Genomic DNA, 19,705 nt, shown 5'->3' with positions numbered 1-19,705 from the left:
TATGGGTCCCGGGCCTGAGCCTAAAGGCGATCCTTCAGATTATACCAGGCAAAGGCCGGCGGCAGGCTGGCGCGGCGGAACCGGCCCAGCTCAAACCGGCGGGGCAGTTTCTGCATGAACAGCGGATGCGGACGGCGGTTTTGCCCCAGTGCCAGATCCGCGATCAGCGCGCCACTGTACGGCGCCCCGGCAACGCCGCCACCGTGATAGCCAAAGGCGGCATAGGCGCCCTCCATCCCCGGCACCGCCCCGGCAAAGGGCACCAGCGCGCGGGTCATGCAAATCAGGCCGGACCAGAAGTAGGGTGTCTCCACATGTTGCCAGGCCGGGAACATCCGGTCGAAATCTGCACGCGCTTTGGCGCGGGTGCGTTCAATATTTGCCTCACTCACACGGACCGATCCACGCAGACCCAGCAACATCCGATTGTCCGGCAGCAGGCGGAAATAATGCAACAACGTGCGCGAGTCACAGACCATCTGGCGGCTGGTCCAGCCCTGTTGCGCCAGCTCAGCCTCGCTCAGCGGGCGGGACACCAGAATGTTTGACTGCACCGGCAGATAACGCGCTGCAAAGCGGCGCGGCAGGTGATCGCTGCCATAGCCATTGGTGGCGAATAGCAGCTTCGTTGCACTGATCCGCCCCTCTGGCGTTTTCAGCTGGAAGCCATTTTCTGGCGTCACATCCTCCACCGTGGTGTGGGAAAAGATCCGCACGCCTGCGTCCTCGGCCGCTTTGGTCAGCCCGGCCAGAAACTTGATCGGGTTCAGCGCAAACCCCAACGGCAGATCGACAGCGGCGTGGAAGTCTGGCGACTTCATGCCATGCGCTGCCATTTCTTCCTTAGGAACAAAGCGGTAGGGCAGCCCGTAGCGGCGCTGGTAGTCCGCGCCATAGTCCTTCAGCCCGGCAATGGCGCTGGGGCGGTGGGCGACGCAGCTGTAGCCCTGTGAATGGCGGTCCACATCCAGATCGAACCGGTCAATATACTGTTCCACCAGATCAATCGCGCTGCGTTCTGCATCATAAAGCAGTCGCGCCTCGCCCGCGCCATACCGGCGTTCAATCGCATCGTCGGACTGTTTGGTCATCCCGGTGGAGACCAAGCCGCCATTGCGCCCTGAGGCCCCCCAACCGGGCGATTTTGCATCCACGATCACCACATCCGCGCCCGCCTCGGCCAGGGTCAGCGCGGCGGAGAGGCCAGCGTAGCCACCACCGATAATGGCAAAGCCACAGGTGATGTGACCGCGCAGAGGCGGATAGACGGGCAGGGGTGAAGTTAAGGTGCTGTCCCAATATCGGTCCCGGATCGGGCGGTTGCCATAGGCCAGCGGCTCATAGATGCGGCTCATCGGTGCCTCACAGCTTGTCGCGCAGCGAATACCACAGCATGGCCGCCATCAACAGCGGGCTGCGCAGCGCCGGGCCACCGGGGAAGGGCATGCCGGGCACCTTGGCCATGATATCAAAGCGTTCGGCCTGTCCCGCGATTGTCTCGGCCGCGATTTCACCGGCAAGGCTGGCCATCGCCACGCCATGACCGGAAAAGCCCGAAAGCGATAGGATATTGCCCGAGAGCCGCTCAAAATGCGGCATGCGGTTCATGGTGATCCCCAGGGTGCCGCCCCAGGCGTAATCGATCTCTATGCCCTTCAGCTGGGGGAAGATCTCCTCCAGCGGTTTACGCACCTTTCCGGCAATGTCGCTTGGGAACTTGTAGCGATAGCTCTCAGTGCCGCCAAACAGCAGACGGTGATCCGGTGAAAAACGGAAGTAGTTCACCACAAACTTGCTGTCGGCCACCGCGTGGTTGTTGCGCAGGATGTCCTCCTGCTGTTCGGCGCTCATCGGGGCGGTGGCCACAACATAGTTGTTGATCGGCATAACCCGTCCGGCAACACGGCGGTTCAGCTTGCCCAGATAGCCGTTCATCCCCATCACAACATGACCCGCCCGCACCTGCGCCCCGGCGAGGTCCACGGTCGCCGGTTCACCTTCGTTAACGGCGGTGACGCGGGCCTGTTCAAAGATCCGCACGCCCGCCGCCTGCGCCATCCGCGCCAGACCCAGCGCATATTGCAACGGGTCAATGTGGCCCGCGCCCATGTCCAGTGTGCCGCCGTGGTATTCGGGCGAGTTCACCAGATGGCGGCATTCTTCCCGGTCAATGAAACGGATTTTGTCATAGCCGTATTCGCTGTTCAGCCGCTCGGCATAGGCCTTGCTGTGGGGGACAAACCGCTTGCGGTGATCGGCGTGGATGATGCCATCGGCAAACTCAGCCTCCACCAGGGGGGAGGCCGCGCGCCTGCGCACCAGATCAACCGATTGATTGGCGATGGTCCAGAGTTCGCGGGCATGGTCCTTGCCCACCAGATCCTCCAACTCATCCTGATCCAGCCGCTGCCCTTGGCCCACCTGTCCGCCATTGCGCCCGGAGGCGCCAAAGCCGACGCGCTGCGCCTCCAGCAGCACAACATCATAACCGCGTTCAGCCAGATTGAGCGCGGTGCTGAGCCCCATGAAGCCGCCGCCGATGACGCAGACGTCACAGTCGATCTGACCCTGAGGCGGCGAAAACGGCGGCAAAGGCGTGGCCATCGCCGCGTAGTAAGAGGAGGGGTATTGGCCCGGTGTGTCGTTTACGGTCAGCAGGTCCACGGCAGGTCTTTCTTGGTCTTAAAGGGGCGGTTATGGCTGAGGGGGTAGCGCAGCGATCAGGCGTTCAGAAGCAGATGCTGACGCTCCCAGGGGGAGATTTCGCGATGATATTCCTCATACTCGGCCCGTTTGATATCATGGTAGAGGCGGCAGAATTCCTCACCCAGGGTGTCGCGAATTTCCTCAGCCGTTTCAAAGTTTTGCAAGGCAACCGCCAGGCTGTGGGGCAGGGGCTCATCGGCTTCCCAAACCTCGGTTGTGGCTTCGGGGCGCGGCTCAACCTTGTTGATCATGCCCAAGTAGCCACAGGCCAGTGAGGCCGCGATGGCAATGTAGGGGTTGCAGTCCATGCCGATGACCCGGTTTTCCAACCGGCGCGCAGCTGGGCCAGAGTGCGGCACGCGCAGGCCTGTGGTGCGGTTGTCCTGTGCCCATTCCAAGTTTGCCGGCGCGCTTTGCCCGTCCACCGTGATCCGACGGTAGGAGTTCACATAGGGCGCCAGCAGCGGTACCACATCCTGAATGTAGCGTTGCGAACCGCCGATGAAATTGCGGAACAGATCCGAGGCAGAACCATCTTTATTGGAGAAGATGTTCTGCCCTGTTTCGATATCGACGATCGACTGGTGCACATGCATCGCGCTGCCCGGCTCATCCCGGATTGGCTTGGCCATGAAGGTCGCGAAGACGCCGTTTTTCAGCGCCGCCTCACGGATGGTGCGTTTGAAATAGAACACCTGATCGGCCAAGTTCAGTGGATCGCCATGCATCAGGTTGATCTCAATCTGACCGGCGCCGCCTTCCTGGATCACGGTGTCAATTCGCAGGCCTTGCGCCTCGGCAAAGTCGTAGATCGTATCGATCACCGGCCCGTATTCATCCACCGCCGTCATGGAATAAACCTGACGGCTGGCCCCCTTGCGGCCGGTCCGGCCCAGCGGCGGTTCAATCGGCTCATTGGGGTCACGGTTGGGCTTGGTCAGGTAGAACTCCAGCTCGGGTGCGACCACAGCGCGCCAGCCCTTTTGTTCATAAAGGTTAATCACCCGGCGCAGCACATTACGGGGCGCAATTGGCAGCGGCTCACCTTCGCGGGTGAACATATCGCAGATCGCCTGCGCCGTCAGATCATCCGACCATGGCACAGCGCAAACCGTGTCCATATCCGGTCGCAGGATAACGTCCCGCTCCATCCACTGATTTTCGATCTCCATATCGACGTATTCGCCCGAGATCGTCTGGTAAAACAGCGAGATCGGCAGCGCCAACTCACTGTCGGGGTCAAACTTATAAGCGGGCATGGCCTTGCCACGGGCGGTGCCGGCAAGGTCCGGGATGATACATTCCACCTCATCCACACGGCGCCCGTTGGCATGGGCGATGAATTCCTCAGGCAGGTTGGCCTGCCAGTTGGTTTTGGGCTTTGGGGTTTGCACCGGTCCTCCTTCGCGCCACATCGGCGTCTGTGAGCTTTGCGAGAACTTTTGATCAAAAGTCTCCATCTGTCAATCTGAAGGCATGAAAAACCCGTGCACAGGGGACTATTTTAATGAGTGGCGCACAAAATCCATGCCTTGAATAATGTCTTCGCGAATGCTGGTTGAAACTCTATCAAATTCGCCATTTCGCAGCGCTTTGGTGGTTTCAACATGCTGATCCGTCAGTTTCGCCGTGCCAAAACGCCCACATCCCACCCGCAATGCAGGCCCGATCTGCAGCCAAATCGATTCGGCGACCTTCAGTAGGGTGGGGGCATCAGCACGCTGATAAAGCGTGAAGTGGAAGGCGTAGTTCGCCTTCATGTAGAGTTTCACGTCACCGATATTGATCGCATGTTCCAGCTCATCATCATGACGTTCCAGGGCGTCAATCTCCTCCGCCGTCACATGTGGGGCCGCGCGGCGGGCCAGTTCGGGCTCAATGGTCAGGCGCAGGAAATCCAACTCCTCCAGCAGAGCGGGTGTCATGTGGGGCACAGCCACGCGCCTGTTTTCCTGCGTTTCCAGCGCCCGCTCCGCGGTCAGACGACGGATCGCTTCCCGGATCGGCGTGGCGCTGGCGCCAAGGGTTTCCGCGAGGTTCATAATGGTTAACGGCTGGCCCGGAATAAAGTCGCCAAACAGGATCATATCCTTCAGCGCCTGATAGATCACATCATGTTCAGGCTGCTTCTTCGGTTGGCTCTGGAACTTGCGGGGCATGTGAACTACGAGCGCCTTTCTGGATCCTGCGGCTGGCCGATTTGACCGGTGGATTTATATCCAAGGCTACTGGGCGCTTCACTGCGAGTCCATATTTTTGATCAAAACCAAGCAACGTGATCTCATGATCACCGGAGGGCGCAATGAAAACAACAAACACTCACCGACCTGCACTGCACACCCTGGCCCTGACCTCGGCTGCTTTGGCTTTGATGGCGGGTGGGGCGCAGGCCGAAGAGGTCCGCGTGTTCAACTGGTCGGATTACATCGCCGAAGAACTGCTGGAGAAATTTGAGGCCGAGACCGGCTATAAGCTGATCTATGATGTGTTTGACAGCAATGAACTGTTGGAAACCAAGCTGCTGGCGGGCGGGTCCGGCTATGACGTGGTGGTGCCCTCAGCCAACTTCCTGCAGCGTCAGATCACCGCGGGTGTGTTCCAGCCGCTGGATCAGCAGCAGCTGCCCAACGCGCAATATCTGTGGGACGAAATTGAAATCCGCACCGCCACCTATGACCCTGATAACGCCTATTCGATCAACTACTTGTGGGGCACAACAGGGATTGGCGTAAACGCTTCCAAAGTGCGTGAGGTTCTGGGTGAGGATGCGCCGCTGAACTCCCTCGCGCTGATCTTTGATCCCGCCAATATGGAAAAGCTGCAGGCCTGTGGGGTCTATCTGCTGGATGCCCCAGCTGAGATGATCCCGGCCGCGCTGAGCTATCTGGGCGAGGATCCTGATAGCCAGGACACCAAGGTGCTGCAAAAGGCCGAACCGGTGCTGAGCGCCGTGCGTCCCTATGTGCGCAAGTATCACAATTCCGAATATATCTCGGCGCTGGCCAATGGGGATATCTGTGTTGCCTTTGGCTGGTCCGGGGACGTGCTGCAGGCCCGCGATCGCGCCGATGAGGCCGGCAATGGGGTGGAGTTGGAATACCACGCACCTGTTGAAGGGGCGGTCATGTGGTTTGATCAGATGGCCGTTCCAGCCGATGCACCGAACCCGAAAGGGGCGCATGCCTTCCTGAACTTCATGATGGATCCGGAAAACATTGCTGCGGCGTCGAACTACGTCTATTACGCCAATGGCAACAAGGCCTCGCAAGAGTATCTGTTGGACGATGTGCGCGGCGATACGGCGATCTATCCGGATGCAGCAACGATGCAGAACCTCTACACCACCCGGCCGTTCCCACCCAAGGTGCAGCGTGTCGTGACGCGCATGTGGACGAAGATCAAGTCCGGCATCTAAGATGTTGAAATAATGAAAAAGGGCGGTCCGATTGGATCGCCCATTTGCTGTTGCACTTAGTTTTCTTCAAATGCCGCATAGATTTTGCGCACCGGCGTCAGCGACTCCCATGTGCCTTTGAACCCGGCCGGGATCACAAAGGCGTCGGGGGCAGCGTAGCGGGTGGTGGTGCCGTCTGCGTCGGTCAATTCCACCACACGCTCAACAATCACGCAAAGCTCATTTTCGTCATAGCTGACCGACAGTTTGCAGGGCTCGCTGGCCCATTGGCCGACGTGAAACTGGCCGGTGGTGTCGGTGAACTGATGCCAGAGTTTTGTGGCTGCGTTGCCCGCGATCAGCTTGTCCGCGGCGATGGTGTCAGCCTCAGGGGTGGTGTGATTTGTGATGGCGATGGTGGTCATGAATATTCCTTCATAAAGATTAACGCAGCGCTTCTTTCAGCCGGTACCAGGCCATGCCGACCGCGATGGCCTGACTGCCCAGCTGACGGGTGAAGGGCAGGCGCCAGTGGCGCACGCTTTCCCAGACGCGGAAGTCTTCCAGCTCCCCCACAACTGCTTCGGCCAGAAGCTCAGCCATGATGTGACTCAGCGCGATGCCGTGGCCGGAGTAGCCTTGCACGTAGAAGACGTTATCGCGCAAACGGCCCACCTGCGGGATGCGGTTCAGCACGATGCCGTCGATGCCTGCCCATTGAAACTCCACCTCAACCCCTTTGAGGCGGGGGAAGGTGCGTTCCAGCGCCGGGCGCAACTCGGCGGCGATGTCTTTGCTGTCACGGCCGGAATAATTGGTGCCGCCGCCAAACATCAGCCGGTGATCCGCGGTGTTACGATAGTAATCCAGCACGAAGCGGCTGTCATAAACGGCCAGGTTTTCCGGGTTGATCTGCTGCGCGACCTCGGCCCCCAGCTGTGCGGTGGCCATGTTGGCCAGCGAGGCCGGGAACATCTTGCCGGAAAGCTTTGGCTGTTCCAGCAGGTGATAGGCGTTGCCGGCGATCACCACCTTTGAAGCTGTTACGCCACCGTTCGCGGTGACCACCCGGGGACGCGCGCCGTGGTCGATGCGCAGCACCTCAGCTCCTTCGAAAATCCGCGCACCAAGGCTTTGCGCTGCACGTGCTTCACCCACACAAAGGTCCAGCGAATGGACATGCATATTGCGCCGGTTCAGTAGACCGCCACAGTAGATATCGGTTTCCAGATAGTTAGGGATATCAGCGCCTTGCACCAGGGTCAGCGCATCGCCCATGCCGCGCATATCCGCCTCTTCATAGAGAGCAGTGAGTTCCGCCATATGGGCGGGTTTCATGGCGGTTTGCAGGTGGCCGTGGCTGAGGTCACAGGCAATGGCGTATTTTTCCACCCGGGATTTGATGATGTCATGGCCGCGCCAGCGGGTGTTCCAGACGATATCGCGCGCCTCGGTCCCATTGGTTTTGGCAAATTCCCGCAGCATGGCGCGATCGCCTGAGAGGGAGCCGGTGATCTGACCACCATTGCGCCCGGTGGCGCCCCAGCCGATGCGCTTGGCCTCCAGCAGGGCGACCTTATGACCACGCTCAGCCAGTTCCAGCGCCGTGTTTACGCCGCTGAAGCCACCGCCGATGACGGCGATATCGACATCAACCTCACCAATAAGGTGTTCAAAGCCCGCGGTGTCCCGGGCGGTGGCGGCATAATAGCTGGGGGTGTGCATCGAATCCTCCTGAATTTGATCAAAAATATATTTGATCAAATTTCGGCACGCAAGGCGGTAGGTGGCTTTTTGAACTTAGCTGTTTGGTGTGTTCACGACGTTAGCACCGCGGTGGATCTAAGGATTTGATAGAAAATCGCTGATGCAAAGCAGTGACGTTCCAACGCCAGCACCCGGGCAGAATTTGCCTTGGGATTTCTGAGACCTAAAACCTTCTTGATAGTGTCGGTGCAGCAGGCGTCGCGTCATTCGGTTGAGCAAGCCTGACCTCAGGACATCTATTTTAAGCACTGAAACAGGACCTTGCGCTGAAACGAAGATTTGAGTGGAACCCAGAAGGGGAATTTCAATGAAGGTAATCGTTTTTGGTGGCGACGGGTTCTGCGGTTGGCCCAATGCTTTGCATCTGTCGCAGCTTGGCCATGAGGTGATCATTGTTGATAACCTCAGCCGTCGCAAAACTGATATTGAGCTTGAGGTCAGCAGCCTGACCCCGATCCGCCCGATGGGGGAACGTCTGGCCGCCTGGAAGGAACTCACCGGCAAGGAGATCCGGTTCTTCAATTTCACCGTTGGACAGGATTACGACAAGTTGCTGGCGCTGTTCAAAGACGAAAGGCCCGATGCGGTCATCCACTTTGCCGAGCAGCGCGCGGCGCCTTATTCGATGAAGACGGATCAGACCAAACGCTAAACGGTCAACAACAACCTCAACGCCACCCACGATATTCTGGCGGCCATTGTGGAAAGTGGTCAGGACATTCATCTGGTGCATCTGGGCACGATGGGGGTCTATGGCTACGGCACCGCCGGCATGCAGATCCCCGAAGGCTATCTGAAGGTGCGCTTTGACACGCCCGCAGGGGAGGTTGAGCAGGAAATCCTCTATCCCACCAATCCGGGGTCGGTTTACCACCTGACCAAGAGTCAGGATCAGCTGTTTTTCTTTTACTACAACAAGAACGATCGCCTGCGGATTACGGATCTGCATCAGGGCATTGTCTGGGGCACGCAGACGCCAGAAACCCGGCTGGATGATCGCCTGATCAACCGGTTTGACTATGACGGTGATTACGGCACAGTGCTGAACCGGTTTTTGATGCAGGCGGCGGTGAAACATCCGCTGACGGTGCATGGCACCGGCGGCCAGACCCGCGCCTTTATCAATATCCGCGACACCTGCGACTGCATCACCCTTGCCTTGGAAAACCCGCCCAAAACGGGGGAGCGGGTGCAGATCATGAACCAGATGACGGAAACCCACCGGGTGCGCGATCTGGCCAAGATGGTGGCTGACAAGACCGGGGCGCAGATCGATTACGTCGACAACCCCCGCAATGAGGCGGCAGAAAATGAGCTGGATGTGGCCAATGACCACTTCCTCGGGATGGGGTTGGATCCGATCAAACTGGATATCGGCCTGCTGCTGGAGGTCAAAGAAATCGCAGAGAAATACGCGGATCGGTGTGATCATTCCAAGATCCCGGCGGTGTCACAGTGGAATTGAATGCAATGATGTGTGACCATGTCTCTGAAACACGAGTGCGCGCAGCGCAGACCCAGCCTGCGGCACATAAGTGCGGAGGACCGTGGTGAGACTTATTGGCCTGACAGTTGTTGCTCTGATCTGTTTTGCGCTGGTGGCGCTACTGGTGGAAAACCGCGAAGGCCTGTTGCAGAATCTTGGGTTGGCAGGTCTGGAACAGCGGGCAACGGAAACGGTGTTTGAAACGGGCGATGCACCTTTGCCGGATCGGGTTGCCGGGGCTGCTGGTGTGGTTGAAATACCGGTGCTGGAATATGGCCGCTGGATTGCTTTGGCAGGGTTTGCTGATGGGCAGACCTTTGATTTGGCCCTGCCGGCACGCACGCCTTACAGCGATGCGGTGATTGAACTGGATGTCACCGCCACCCTGGAGGAGGGCACCACCGGTCGTCTGCGCATCGGCGTCAATGGTGAGGATCGCGGCCAGATCGTGCTGAACCCCGGGATCAGTTCCCATAAGGTGCGCATCCCGCTGCGCCCGATCGACAAGCTGCGCAATTGGGTTTCGGTTTCGGTCTCGGCGATTGGCAACAATCCCAAGGCAGAATGCACCACTGATTGGACCGGCGGTGTGGTCGTCACGGTTGAGCCAACTTCGCGCATCGTGGTGGGGATTGACGAACCAGTGACCAACCTGGTGGACCGGCTGTTGGTCTCTGGCTCTCCGGTGCGGATCGTCTGGGGGCATGAGACAGACGGCCAGATCTCCTCGACCACGCCGCAGGTGCCATGGCCGGTGGTCGGCATGCCCGGCAGCGCGGTTTTCGTGGATCCTGACGAGGCGCTGGATACTGATGTGCGCGCCACCGGAGAGGAACTGTTGCAGCTGTCGCAGTTCGTACGGGAACGCGACATTGCGATACGCAAACTGGCCGGCGGCATCGAGGAGGTCTGGCCGGTCCACCGGCTGCTGCCTGATACCGCCAGCGCCTCACGTGAGTTTCGCAACCGCGCCACCTGGCAGATCACTTATGATCAGGCGCTGATGCCGGATCAGCAATTGCCGGATCAGTTTCACTTCGACCTCACCGTCACCTCCTCAGATGCAACGATCAACTGGCTGCTGGCGGTGATCCTGAACGGCCGCATTCTGCATTCGGAACGGATTTCCCCGGAGGAGGCGCGGATTTCGCGCGACATTGCGCTGCCCAGCGGGGCGCAGAAACAGATCAACGATCTGCGGATCACCCTGACCAGCGATGAAGAAAAGATCGGCCGCTGCGTGCAAGGCCGCCCGGCCGCCGCCCAGTTGGAACCCAGTTCCAACCTAGATCGCCGGGATGAGGCGGTGCGGCTGGTCTACAGTTCCCTCCTGGATGTGGCGACCAATCAGATTGACGTCTACATCGCCCCCGAGGTGGGTACGAGTGAGGCCAATTCAGCCTTCTACGCGATCTCACAACTGTTCCGGCAAAACCTGTTTTACAAAGCCACCGCCGAGGTGGCCGCAGCCCCGTTGAAACGCGGCTTTGTGGCGGTGGCAACGCCCGATCGGATCGCGCGCTACATGGCCGAAACCGGGGCCGAACCCTGGCGGGTCTGGGTGGCCTTTTCTGCGGTGACAGATGCGGCGGCGCCAGAAACCTTCACCTACAGGGGCGATGATCCAGCGCTGCAAACAGCGCTGGAGGTGTATCAGCCGCCGGGGGTTTTGCTGTTTTTGCCGCCCGGGTTTCAGATTTGACGGCATGAGGCGATATGGCGGAGTCTGACACATCACGCCCGGCCCAGACCGCAGCGAAAAAGGGCAAAACAGCCAAAGGCGCGCCGTTGGCCACGGGCCGTTCGCAGCATGAGTTCACCTCCATCGATTCCGCCCCGCGCCAGTTTGCCGGACCTGTGGCGGGCTGGCGGGGCCTCGCGGTTCTGGCGCTTTTTGTCTGCCTTGCCGCGGCAGGGCTATGGACCCTGCGCATGGTGCCCGCGGTGCAGGCGTTTTTTCCGGCGGCGGATCTGGTTCTGGCCCCGTATTCCGGCAGCCACTCGGTGCCGCTGCGGCTATTCTTCCTGTGCTACTTCATCGCCTTCAGCCTGTTCAGCAGGGGGACATTGGGCGCGCGTCTGGGGCTTCTGGCGGATCTGGTTATCACCTTTCTGGCCACCTGTTCACTGATCGATCTGGTGACGGTGATCCTGCAGATCTTCTACGACGTTTGGATCAACCTGACCGTGATTGAGATCCTGTCGGGTCTGGTGGGCTATGCGCTTTATTCCTTCAAGCTGATGGAACGCGGCACCATGCCTGAACGCATTGTCGTCGACTTCCGCGGCAAGCGCCGGTTCGATCTGATCTTCCGCCTGATTGGCGTTTTGACTGTGGCGGGCGTGATCACCTTTATGGTGGCCTACTATATGGAGGGGCCGATCCTCTGGGCGCGGAATTTTGCGATGCTGGGCGGTGTGGGGCCGGGTGTGCTGATGTTCCTGCCGCTGACCTTTTTGCTGCTCTACAATCTGGCGCGTCTCGACAATGTGCGGCTGGACACCACGCCTTTTAGCCCGCCACTGACGGTGATTGTGCCCGCGCATAATGAAATGCACATCCTGACCGAAACCATTCATCACATCGATGAGGCCGCGGCGCGTTACGGCGGATCGGTGCAGATCCTCATTATGGACAACAATTCAACCGACAGCACCCATGCGGTTGCGCGCGCTGCGCTGGCCAAATGTGTGCAGGCGCGCGGCCGGGTGATTGAGGTCAAAACCCCCGGCAAGGCCCATGCGCTGAACGCCGCGATCGATGCAACCGAGACGGAATTTGTGATCCGCATCGATGCGGACACGCAGGTCGGCCCCGATGCGCTGAGCCATGCGATGCTGCGGATGCGCGACCCTGAGGTGGGGGTGGTGGGCGGCCTGCCGATCCCACCCGGCGGCGGGCTGTTTGATCGCGCGCGGATGTTGGAACTGCTGGTGAAACACGGGTTTTACAGCGTCGGCCTGTCGGCGGTGAACTCGGTTGTTGGGGTGCCGGGGATGTTTGCCCTCTACCGTACGGAACTGCCGCGCCAGTTGGGCGGATTTGTACAGGGCATGAACGGCGAAGACACCGACATGTCGCTGAGGATCGGCGAATTGGGCTACAAGCTGGTTGTGGATCCGCGCATTCAGTTCATCAGCGAAGTGCCCGCGACCTACGCGCATATGCGCGAACAGCGGATGCGCTGGTTCCGCTCGGTCTATCATATCTCCGCCCGGTGTCGGGATCTGATCTATTCGCGGCGCCTGTCGGTCCGGGGCAAGGTGATGCTGCCCTACATGTTAATCAACTCCGCGCTCCGCGCCATGATGGTGCCGCTGATCCTGTTTGGTATGCTGCTCTTCGCATGCCCAGTCAGGAGTTTCGCCAAATTCCCTATCAGGCAATTCTGGCCGTGATGATCGGCGCCCCGGCCTGCTTGGCGGTGATCTGCGTGCTGATCAATGGCATGCCAAAGGCGCTGTTGTACCTGCCGGAGTATCTGGTGTTTAGGGTGTTGCGGGCCTTTTTCACCCTCGAAAGCAATCTGTCGATTGTCCTCAAAGGGCAGGGGCGTCACCTCTATTCCCGCCGGTCCCGTGAACGCGATCCCGACAAGGCGCTGCGGGACGCCTAAGGTCGGCTGTGTGTCGGGTGTCAGTCCGTGGGCAATCGGTAGCGTTTCAGAAAAACTGATTGATTCCGTCGAGAAATTATCTCGGAAAAATTGCCGAATTTGGCGTGGATTTTGGGGAAATTTCGGCAGCAAAATTCTAGACAGAAATTGTCAGATGAAATTTTTGATAAGATAAATTTTATGCCATGAAATCAGATATTTAAAAGTCGAAATTGAGATGATAATTACTAGTTTCGTCAAACAAAATTCACCCCCGCATATTGCTTCGTTTTAGAGAGGTTCTAAACTTGGGTGACCAGCAGCGCTGCGCCCCTTGGCGCGGACAGCCAGAACAGGAGGACGCCCCATGAAAGGTGACAAAAAGGTAATCGAATATCTCAACGCAGCACTGAAACATGAGCTGACCGCGGTCAGCCAGTTCTGGCTGCATTATCGTCTGCAGAACGACTGGGGTGTGACCAAACTGGCCAAAAAGATGCGGGAAGAAAGCATCGAGGAGATGGAGCACGCCGACAAGCTGATCGACCGCATCATCTTCCTGGAAGGCATGCCCAATCTGCAAAGCCTGAACCCGCTGAAAATTGGCGAGAACGTGCGCGAAACACTGACCTGCGACTTGGAGGTCGAGCTGGAAGCGGTGGCGCTTTATGCCGAGGCGCGCAAATACTGTGATGAAGTGGGCGATTATGCCTCCATGCAGCTGTTCCAGGATCTGATCATGGACGAACAGGGCCATGTCGACTTCCTTGAGACCCAGATCGGTCTGCTCGATGACATCGGCTCGGCCAACTACAACCAGCTGAACGCGGATTCCGCAAACGACATCGAAGAATAATCCCGTCCCCTCGGGGTCAGAAGGGCGCGGCGCCGGCTGCGCCCTTTTGCGTTTGGACTGATCCCTTGCGATTCCGCAACCATCAAGCGCTTGCCCATTGCACCTGAAACCGCTGCCCCTATAGTCGCGCTAGAATTGTAGGCCCGATCCCCCGAGGATCTGGGCACTGCCGGGGCAACTGAGGCGCCCGGCTATCAGGGGCGACACAGCTATGCGCAACGAACAGGGCAATCGCGGCAGGCGGCGGCACCACCAAATGCGGGGTGGCCAGCGATGACGCAGACCCTTCAGACCCGTCCGGCGATTCCGGTGACGGTTTGGATGCTGGGATTTGTCAGCCTGTTGATGGATGTCTCCAGTGAGATGGTGAACACGCTGCTGCCGCTCTACCTGACAACGGGTCTTGGGGCATCGGCCCTTGCCGTGGGTATGATTGAGGGCGCGGCGGTGGCGGTGGCGACCTTGACCAAGTTCCTGTCGGGACTGCTGGCCGATCTGAGCCAACGCGCCAAACTGCTGGCGGTGCTGGGCTACGGTCTGGCCGCTGTGTCACGCCTGCTGTTTCCGCTGTCGGTCAGCGTGGATCAAGTGGTGCTGGCCAAATCTGTGGACCGTGTGGGCAAAGGTATCCGTGGCGCGCCCCGCGATGCGATGATCGCTGCCGCTGCCCCGGCTGAGATACGCGGCGCCAGCTTTGGCTTGCGCAAATCCCTCGACACGGTGGGCGGCTTTGCCGGGCCGCTGCTGGCGATTGGTGCGATGATGCTTTTTGCCGGGTCTTTCACCCAGGTGTTCTGGCTGGCGGCGATCCCTGCCGCCCTGGCGATGGTGGTGCTGATCTTTTTCGTCCGGGCCCCTGAAAGCGCGGAACCGCGTAAAAAGAAACGGTTCAAACTGCGTGACGCGCTGCTTCTGACCCGTCCGGTCTGGGCTGTCATCGGCTTTGCCGCTGTGGTGATGGTAGCCCGCTTCAGTGAGGCCTTTGTGCTGCTCAAAGCGTTGGAGGCCGGGTTTTCCGCGACCTGGGTGCCGTTGGTGATTGTGATCCTGCACGCGGCCTATGGGCTGACGGCCTACCCGGTTGGGCGCCTGTCGGACCGTATGGGCAGCCGGGGCTTGCTGACCATCAGCCTGGCGTTTCTGGCCGCCGCACATGCAGTGATCGCAGTGGCGTCAGGCACGGCGATGTTTGTTTTGGGGGCGGTGCTCTGGGGGCTGCACATGGGGTTTTCGCAGGGCCTTCTGGCAAGCCTGATCGCGGCACAAACGCCAGAGCATTTGCGCGGCAGCGCCTTTGGCACGTTCAATCTGGTCACCGGTCTGGTGTTGCTGATCGGCAATGCTCTGGCGGGGTGGATCTGGTTCAGCTTCGGCTCCGCCGCACCGTTTTGGTTGGGGGCAGCCCTGTCTGTTGCCTTGGTTATTACCCTTGTTTTTAAAAGAAAATCCGCCAGAAAGGCCCACGTTAGTCGACCCCGCTGATCACGCCTCCCGCCCAGCTTCCCCGTCAAACGACGCGTCGGATGCCCTTGCACTTGCCCGGCGAGATTGCTAACGGGTGGGCCACTCCAAGCAATAGCCGCGTCGGATGTCAGCCGCGCCAGCCATAGCGAATACCAATTCCTTACTGGGCGGTGGTCTGACATGTCACAGGTCGAACACGATCTAATCTTATCCCTTCACGCATCTCATCGCAGTCGCTTGCTGCGCTATTTTTCCCGCAAATTGCTGCGCCGGGATGAGGCGGCGGATATGACGCAGGAAACCTTCTTGCGGTTGCTGAAACGCGCACGCGGTGAGGCGATTGAAAACCCGCAGGCCTATCTGTTTCAGGTGGCCCGTTCGGTGGTGCAGCGCAACAATGATCAGTTGCGCCGGCAAAGTGAGGTGTTCGATGTCGGGGCGCTGGCACCGGATGTGGCAGATGATCTGCCCGGACAGGAACGGATCGTTCACAGCCGGCAGGCGCTGAAACGGATGGCGCAGGAGATCTGCCGTCTGCCCAATCGCTGCCAGCAGGTGTTTATCCTCAGCCGGTTGCATGGGATGACCAACGCCGAAATCGCGCAGGAGCTGGGGATTTCACGCAATATGGTGGAAAAACACATCATTCGGGCGCTGCTGCAATGCCGCACCCTGCTGGAGGCGCTGGATGGCTGAGCAGATGCAGATAGACGCCGCGGACCGGCAGCATCAGGCGGCTGCCTGGGTGGCACGGCTGCAGTCAGGTGATGCCAGTGCTGAGGATCGTCACCGGTTTCGGCTGTGGCTGAAAGAGGCGCCGGAGAACCAGACGCTTTATGGGGAATTTTCCCGCCTGTGGGGTGACCTGTCTGAGGTGGAACTGCCCGAGGGCCACCTGCAGAAGCTTCAACGCCGCCGCGCCTTACCGCGCCGTATCGCGACGGTTCTGGCGGTCTGCGGCATGGGCTACCTCTTTGCCCAGACACCCTATCTGGACCGTTGGCGGGCGGATCATTTCACCGTCACCGGCGAAGTGCGCCAGATCACCCTTGCGGATGGCAGCGCAGTGACGCTGAACACCGACAGCGCGGTTCAGATCGCGATGGGCGCCGGGGAACGCCGGATCACCGTTCTGCGCGGGGAGGCCTACTTCGATGTGGTCTCAGACCCTGAACGGCCCTTTGTTGTCGACACGCAAGGCCTTACGGCGACGGTGCTGGGCACCCGATTCAGCGCTGGCGAAATGGGCGCAGCGCGGGATCAGGCGGTGCTGGTGGCCGAGGGCCGGGTGCGCGTCAGTGCCGGTGAGGCCCGCCGCGTTCTGGGTGCGGGCGACAGTGCCCGCGACAGCGATGCCGGCACCTTGCCCCCGGTGTCTGGCGATGTGGACCAGCTGCTGGCCTGGCGTCATGGCACGGTGGTCTTCTCCGACACGGCGCTGTCAGACGTTCTGGCGGTGCTGGAACGCTACCGTGGCGGGCAGATCATGGTGCTGGGGGAGGAACTGGCGGCGATGCATGTCTCCGGCGCTTTTGACCTCACCGATGTGGAGGCGGCGCTCGACACGCTGGCGCTCAGCCTCAGCCTGCAGGTGCACCGTTTGGGCGGTGCTTTGGCGGTGGTGCGAAAATAATTTCAGATCCGACGTCAGGAGGTTCCGTTTTCCCGACTCTTAACCAGTCGAAGGGCGCCGCAAAGGACAGGCGGCGCCCCAAAACGGGACGGAAGAGACACGAATGACCATTGCACGACCAAACCGAAACACCCGCACACCGTTGCTGAGCGCGATGATGGCGGGGATTTCGCTGATTGCCTTTGCCGCCGGGGCACAGGCGCAGACAGCCACAGCCAGCAGCCCCGCCGCGGTTGTTGAGGTTGCCATCGGCGCCGGGCCGCTGGAACAGGCGCTGCTGACGCTGGCGCAACAGACCAACCTCCAGCTGGTGTATCCCAGCGCGCTGACACGCGGCAAAACCTCACAAGGTGCGCGCGGCGCACTGTCACCGCAGGCGGCATTGGCCCGGATCCTGTTTGACACCGGGTTGGAGTTTCAGTTCACCAGCCCCAAGGCGGTGGTGATCACCCCGATTGCGGCCGAAGATCAGGCTTTGCCGCAGGCCTCGGGCGATGCGGTGCCGCTGGCGCCGATCCTGCTGCAATCCGATCAATTGGCGATGACGGTCTATTCGCCTTACGAAACCCCCGGCGCGGTGGAATACATTGACGGTAACGTGCTGGACCGTTTCCCCGGCTCGGATGCGGCGGATCTGTTTCGCGGCACGCCCAGCGTCTCCTCGGGGGATGCGCGCAACAATGCGGGTGCGGTGGATGTGAATATTCGCGGCATGCAGGGCATGGGCCGTGTTGCCGTGACGGTCGATGGCACCAGCAACGGCATTGAAGTGAACCAAGCCTATCAGGGCATGTCTGCGCGGTCCTACATCGACACGGATTTTGTTGCCGGGGTCGATATCACCAAAGGCGGTGACATGAGTTCGCGCGGGATCGCCGGCAGTGTGGCACTGCGCACCATTGAGGCGGGCGATATCGTGCAAGAGGGCAAGAAGGTGGGCTTCAAGATCAAGGGCGGTTTCAGCACCAATTCCTCTGATCCGGCGCTGGACCCGGACAACCCCAGCAATCTGCCCTCGGCCGGGTATGAGTTCAACAACTCACCCTGGGGCGACACAACGCCGGTGGCCTCCCCGGATGGGATGGACCGCCCCGGCACGTTTGATCCCACCGGTGGCAACGGTAGCGTGATCTTTGCCTATGACGGGGATCAGCTGGAGCTGCTGCTGGGCTATTCAAAACGCAAACGTGGCAATTACCACGCGGGCACCAACGGGCCGCATGTGGATCCGGTGAATACCGGTGCACGCGATGTCTGTAGCTTCGGCACCTGCCGCACGGTCGACAACTATTGGGAAGCGGGCGGCATTGCCAACTACCGCGCTGGCGAAGAGGTGCTGAACACGTCGCTGGAAAGCAAATCGGTGCTGGCCAAAGCCAAATGGTCCTTCGGCGACAATCAAAGCGTCAAGCTGACCTACAACGGTTATCTGGGGGAGGCGGGTGATAGCCCGTCCTGGTTGCTGCAGGATAACATGTCCCAAGCCACGCAGAGCTGGGCCGTCACCGAAACCGATCTGAAAAACGCCAGTCTGGAATATCGCTGGGCGCCTGCAGACAACAGTCTTGTTGACCTCACCGCCACGCTCTGGGGCACGGAGATGGAGCGGACCGGCCCACATTTCCGCGCCTATGGCACCGGCTCACCCACCTACAACAAAGCCATTCAGATCAACAAACAGTGGGGCTGGGACATCATCAACACCTCGCGGCTGAGCACCGGCTTGGGCGAATTGCAGCTGGATGCGGGCCTGTCCTATCTGGCACAGGAAAACGCCCCGGCGGATGATCCGATCTCGCAGTCGGATGTGGACACCTCGTTTGGTGAAAAACGCGAATATGCGGCCTTCCTGAAAGGTGCATTAGAGGTGAACGACCGCCTGACGCTGAACGCCGGTCTGCGCTACCTGTCGTATGAGATTGAGGACACCCGCCCGGAAAATCCCTATTTCCCCGCATGGCCGGCGCGGGAAGATGCTGGCTGGGGGCATTCATTAGGCGTTTCTTATGACGTCACTGATGCCAGCACCTTCTATGCCAATTACGCAAACGCCCTGCGCTCCCCCAGTGTCAGCGAAGCCACCTCATCCGGTCCCGCCGGTCTGGCCGTGCCAAATGAGCTGGATGGCGAACGCAATGTCAGCTGGGAACTGGGCGTGAACCACACCCGCGGCGGTCTTTTCGCGGCAGAAGATCAGGCCTTTGTGAAACTTGGCTACTTCAACTGGGAAGTGGACGGCTACGTGGCCCGTGAATTTGGCGACACGCCGCAGGGCTATTCCGGCCTCTACCTGATGAACCTGGACAAGGCCAAATTCTCGGGCTTTGAACTGGCAGGACGCTACGAACGCGGTGGTTTTGCGGCTGATCTGGCGGCCAATTACTACACTGATGTGTCCTTCTGTAAAAAGGGCGAGGCCTGTAAGAATGAATCGCTTTATGGCGATTACGCCACCAACCAGATCCCGCCGGAATACAGCCTGTCGCTGACCCTGTCGCAAAAGCTGATGCAGGATCGTCTGACTGTTGGCGGCCGGGTGCTGCACGTCGGCCCACGCGCTGCCAGCCATGGGACGGTCACCGGTCAGGGTCTGGCGCTGTTTATCTCGCAGGTGAAGTGGGACCCTTACACAACGCTCGATCTCTTTGCGGATTATAAATTTGCCGAGAATATCACCGGCAACCTCAGCATCGAGAATGTGACAGACGTCTACTATGTGGACCCGCTGGGCAGCGCCCAACAGCCGGCCCCGGGCCGGACGCTGAACGTTTCATTGACGGCGCATTTCTGATCATCCTCCGGG

15 protein-coding genes and 1 pseudogene are annotated in these 19,705 nt (G+C 59.8%); 10 read left to right on the top strand and 6 right to left on the bottom strand.

Going from position 1 to position 19,705, the window contains the following annotated elements; all coding sequences use genetic code 11:
- Positions 1-20: 20 nt before the first annotated feature.
- The 4 genes from ACORLH_RS11985 to ACORLH_RS11970 all read right to left on the bottom strand — a co-directional run bounded on the left by ACORLH_RS11985 (position 21) and on the right by ACORLH_RS11970 (position 4,865).
- The gene (locus ACORLH_RS11985) at positions 21-1,355 is read right to left on the bottom strand and encodes an NAD(P)/FAD-dependent oxidoreductase (RefSeq protein WP_321828646.1); all 1,335 of its coding nucleotides are present in this window, start codon (positions 1,353-1,355) and stop codon (positions 21-23) included.
- Positions 1,356-1,362: 7 nt separating this feature from the next.
- Complete coding sequence (locus ACORLH_RS11980; protein ID WP_321828645.1) at positions 1,363-2,664, bottom strand: FAD-binding oxidoreductase; 1,302 nt, start codon at positions 2,662-2,664, stop codon at positions 1,363-1,365.
- A gap of 56 nt (positions 2,665-2,720) precedes the next feature.
- The gene (locus ACORLH_RS11975) at positions 2,721-4,100 is read right to left on the bottom strand and encodes a glutamine synthetase family protein (protein WP_321828644.1); all 1,380 of its coding nucleotides are present in this window, start codon (positions 4,098-4,100) and stop codon (positions 2,721-2,723) included.
- A gap of 105 nt (positions 4,101-4,205) precedes the next feature.
- Positions 4,206-4,865 (bottom strand): GntR family transcriptional regulator, encoded by a 660-nt coding sequence (locus ACORLH_RS11970; RefSeq protein ID WP_321828643.1) that lies wholly within the window; start codon positions 4,863-4,865, stop codon positions 4,206-4,208.
- Positions 4,866-5,008: 143 nt separating this feature from the next.
- Between ACORLH_RS11970 and ACORLH_RS11965 the strand changes: the two genes are divergently transcribed.
- Positions 5,009-6,121, top strand: a complete 1,113-nt coding sequence (locus ACORLH_RS11965; RefSeq protein WP_321828642.1) for a polyamine ABC transporter substrate-binding protein — start codon at positions 5,009-5,011, stop codon at positions 6,119-6,121.
- Positions 6,122-6,177: 56 nt separating this feature from the next.
- Here ACORLH_RS11965 and ACORLH_RS11960 read toward each other — a convergent pair whose 3' ends face one another.
- Together ACORLH_RS11960 and ACORLH_RS11955 are read right to left on the bottom strand one after the other, a co-directional pair.
- Complete coding sequence (locus tag ACORLH_RS11960) at positions 6,178-6,525, bottom strand: cupin domain-containing protein (RefSeq protein ID WP_321828641.1); 348 nt, start codon at positions 6,523-6,525, stop codon at positions 6,178-6,180.
- 19 nt (positions 6,526-6,544) lie between these two features.
- A complete protein-coding gene (locus ACORLH_RS11955) occupies positions 6,545-7,825 on the bottom strand; it encodes an FAD-binding oxidoreductase (RefSeq protein WP_321828640.1) in 1,281 nt (426 codons plus the stop codon).
- Positions 7,826-8,174: 349 nt separating this feature from the next.
- Between ACORLH_RS11955 and ACORLH_RS11950 the strand changes: the two are divergent.
- The 9 genes and pseudogenes from ACORLH_RS11950 (at position 8,175) to ACORLH_RS11910 (ending at position 19,693) form a co-directional block, all read left to right on the top strand.
- A pseudogene (locus tag ACORLH_RS11950) lies at positions 8,175-9,332 on the top strand (NAD-dependent epimerase/dehydratase family protein).
- A gap of 85 nt (positions 9,333-9,417) precedes the next feature.
- Positions 9,418-11,055 carry a hypothetical protein gene (locus tag ACORLH_RS11945; protein WP_321828639.1) on the top strand — a complete coding sequence of 546 codons (1,638 nt, stop codon included), beginning with the start codon at positions 9,418-9,420 and terminating at the stop codon, positions 11,053-11,055.
- A gap of 14 nt (positions 11,056-11,069) precedes the next feature.
- Positions 11,070-12,752: a glycosyltransferase family 2 protein gene (locus ACORLH_RS11940; RefSeq protein ID WP_321828638.1), complete on the top strand. Its 1,683-nt coding sequence runs from the start codon at positions 11,070-11,072 to the stop codon at positions 12,750-12,752.
- Positions 12,749-12,970 (top strand): hypothetical protein, encoded by a 222-nt coding sequence (locus tag ACORLH_RS11935; RefSeq protein WP_321828637.1) that lies wholly within the window; start codon positions 12,749-12,751, stop codon positions 12,968-12,970. Before ACORLH_RS11940 ends, ACORLH_RS11935 begins: the two co-directional genes overlap by 4 nt.
- Positions 12,971-13,316: 346 nt before the next feature.
- On the top strand, positions 13,317-13,805 hold the full coding sequence (gene bfr / locus ACORLH_RS11930) for a bacterioferritin (RefSeq protein WP_321828636.1): 489 nt from the start codon (positions 13,317-13,319) through the stop codon (positions 13,803-13,805).
- Positions 13,806-14,078: 273 nt separating this feature from the next.
- Positions 14,079-15,287, top strand: coding sequence for an MFS transporter (locus ACORLH_RS11925; RefSeq protein ID WP_321828635.1), 1,209 nt, complete (start codon positions 14,079-14,081; stop codon positions 15,285-15,287).
- Positions 15,288-15,449: 162 nt separating this feature from the next.
- Positions 15,450-15,965 (top strand): RNA polymerase sigma factor, encoded by a 516-nt coding sequence (locus ACORLH_RS11920; protein WP_321828634.1) that lies wholly within the window; start codon positions 15,450-15,452, stop codon positions 15,963-15,965.
- The gene (locus tag ACORLH_RS11915; RefSeq protein WP_321828633.1) at positions 15,958-16,902 is read left to right on the top strand and encodes a FecR family protein; all 945 of its coding nucleotides are present in this window, start codon (positions 15,958-15,960) and stop codon (positions 16,900-16,902) included. Before ACORLH_RS11920 ends, ACORLH_RS11915 begins: the two co-directional genes overlap by 8 nt.
- A gap of 103 nt (positions 16,903-17,005) precedes the next feature.
- A complete protein-coding gene (locus ACORLH_RS11910; protein ID WP_321828632.1) occupies positions 17,006-19,693 on the top strand; it encodes a TonB-dependent receptor in 2,688 nt (895 codons plus the stop codon).
- Positions 19,694-19,705: the final 12 nt, after the last annotated feature.

The organism is Thalassovita sp., assembly GCF_963691685.1.
Taxonomy (GTDB): domain Bacteria; phylum Pseudomonadota; class Alphaproteobacteria; order Rhodobacterales; family Rhodobacteraceae; genus Thalassobius.
This window is presented reverse-complemented; position numbering and strand designations above follow the sequence as displayed.

Bases quoted from the DNA above. Each gene is read 5' to 3' on its own strand.
- ACORLH_RS11960 (WP_321828641.1), bottom strand. From the start codon at position 6,525: ATGACCACCATCGCCATCACAAATCACACCACCCCTGAGGCTGACACC.
- ACORLH_RS11970 (WP_321828643.1), bottom strand. From the start codon at position 4,865: ATGCCCCGCAAGTTCCAGAGCCAACCGAAGAAGCAGCCTGAACATGAT.
- ACORLH_RS11910 (WP_321828632.1), top strand. From the start codon at position 17,006: ATGACCATTGCACGACCAAACCGAAACACCCGCACACCGTTGCTGAGC.
- ACORLH_RS11940 (WP_321828638.1), top strand. From the start codon at position 11,070: ATGGCGGAGTCTGACACATCACGCCCGGCCCAGACCGCAGCGAAAAAG.
- ACORLH_RS11915 (WP_321828633.1), top strand. From the start codon at position 15,958: ATGGCTGAGCAGATGCAGATAGACGCCGCGGACCGGCAGCATCAGGCG.
- ACORLH_RS11985 (WP_321828646.1), bottom strand. From the start codon at position 1,355: ATGAGCCGCATCTATGAGCCGCTGGCCTATGGCAACCGCCCGATCCGG.
- ACORLH_RS11925 (WP_321828635.1), top strand. From the start codon at position 14,079: ATGACGCAGACCCTTCAGACCCGTCCGGCGATTCCGGTGACGGTTTGG.
- bfr (WP_321828636.1), top strand. From the start codon at position 13,317: ATGAAAGGTGACAAAAAGGTAATCGAATATCTCAACGCAGCACTGAAA.
- ACORLH_RS11955 (WP_321828640.1), bottom strand. From the start codon at position 7,825: ATGCACACCCCCAGCTATTATGCCGCCACCGCCCGGGACACCGCGGGC.
- ACORLH_RS11965 (WP_321828642.1), top strand. From the start codon at position 5,009: ATGAAAACAACAAACACTCACCGACCTGCACTGCACACCCTGGCCCTG.
- ACORLH_RS11920 (WP_321828634.1), top strand. From the start codon at position 15,450: ATGTCACAGGTCGAACACGATCTAATCTTATCCCTTCACGCATCTCAT.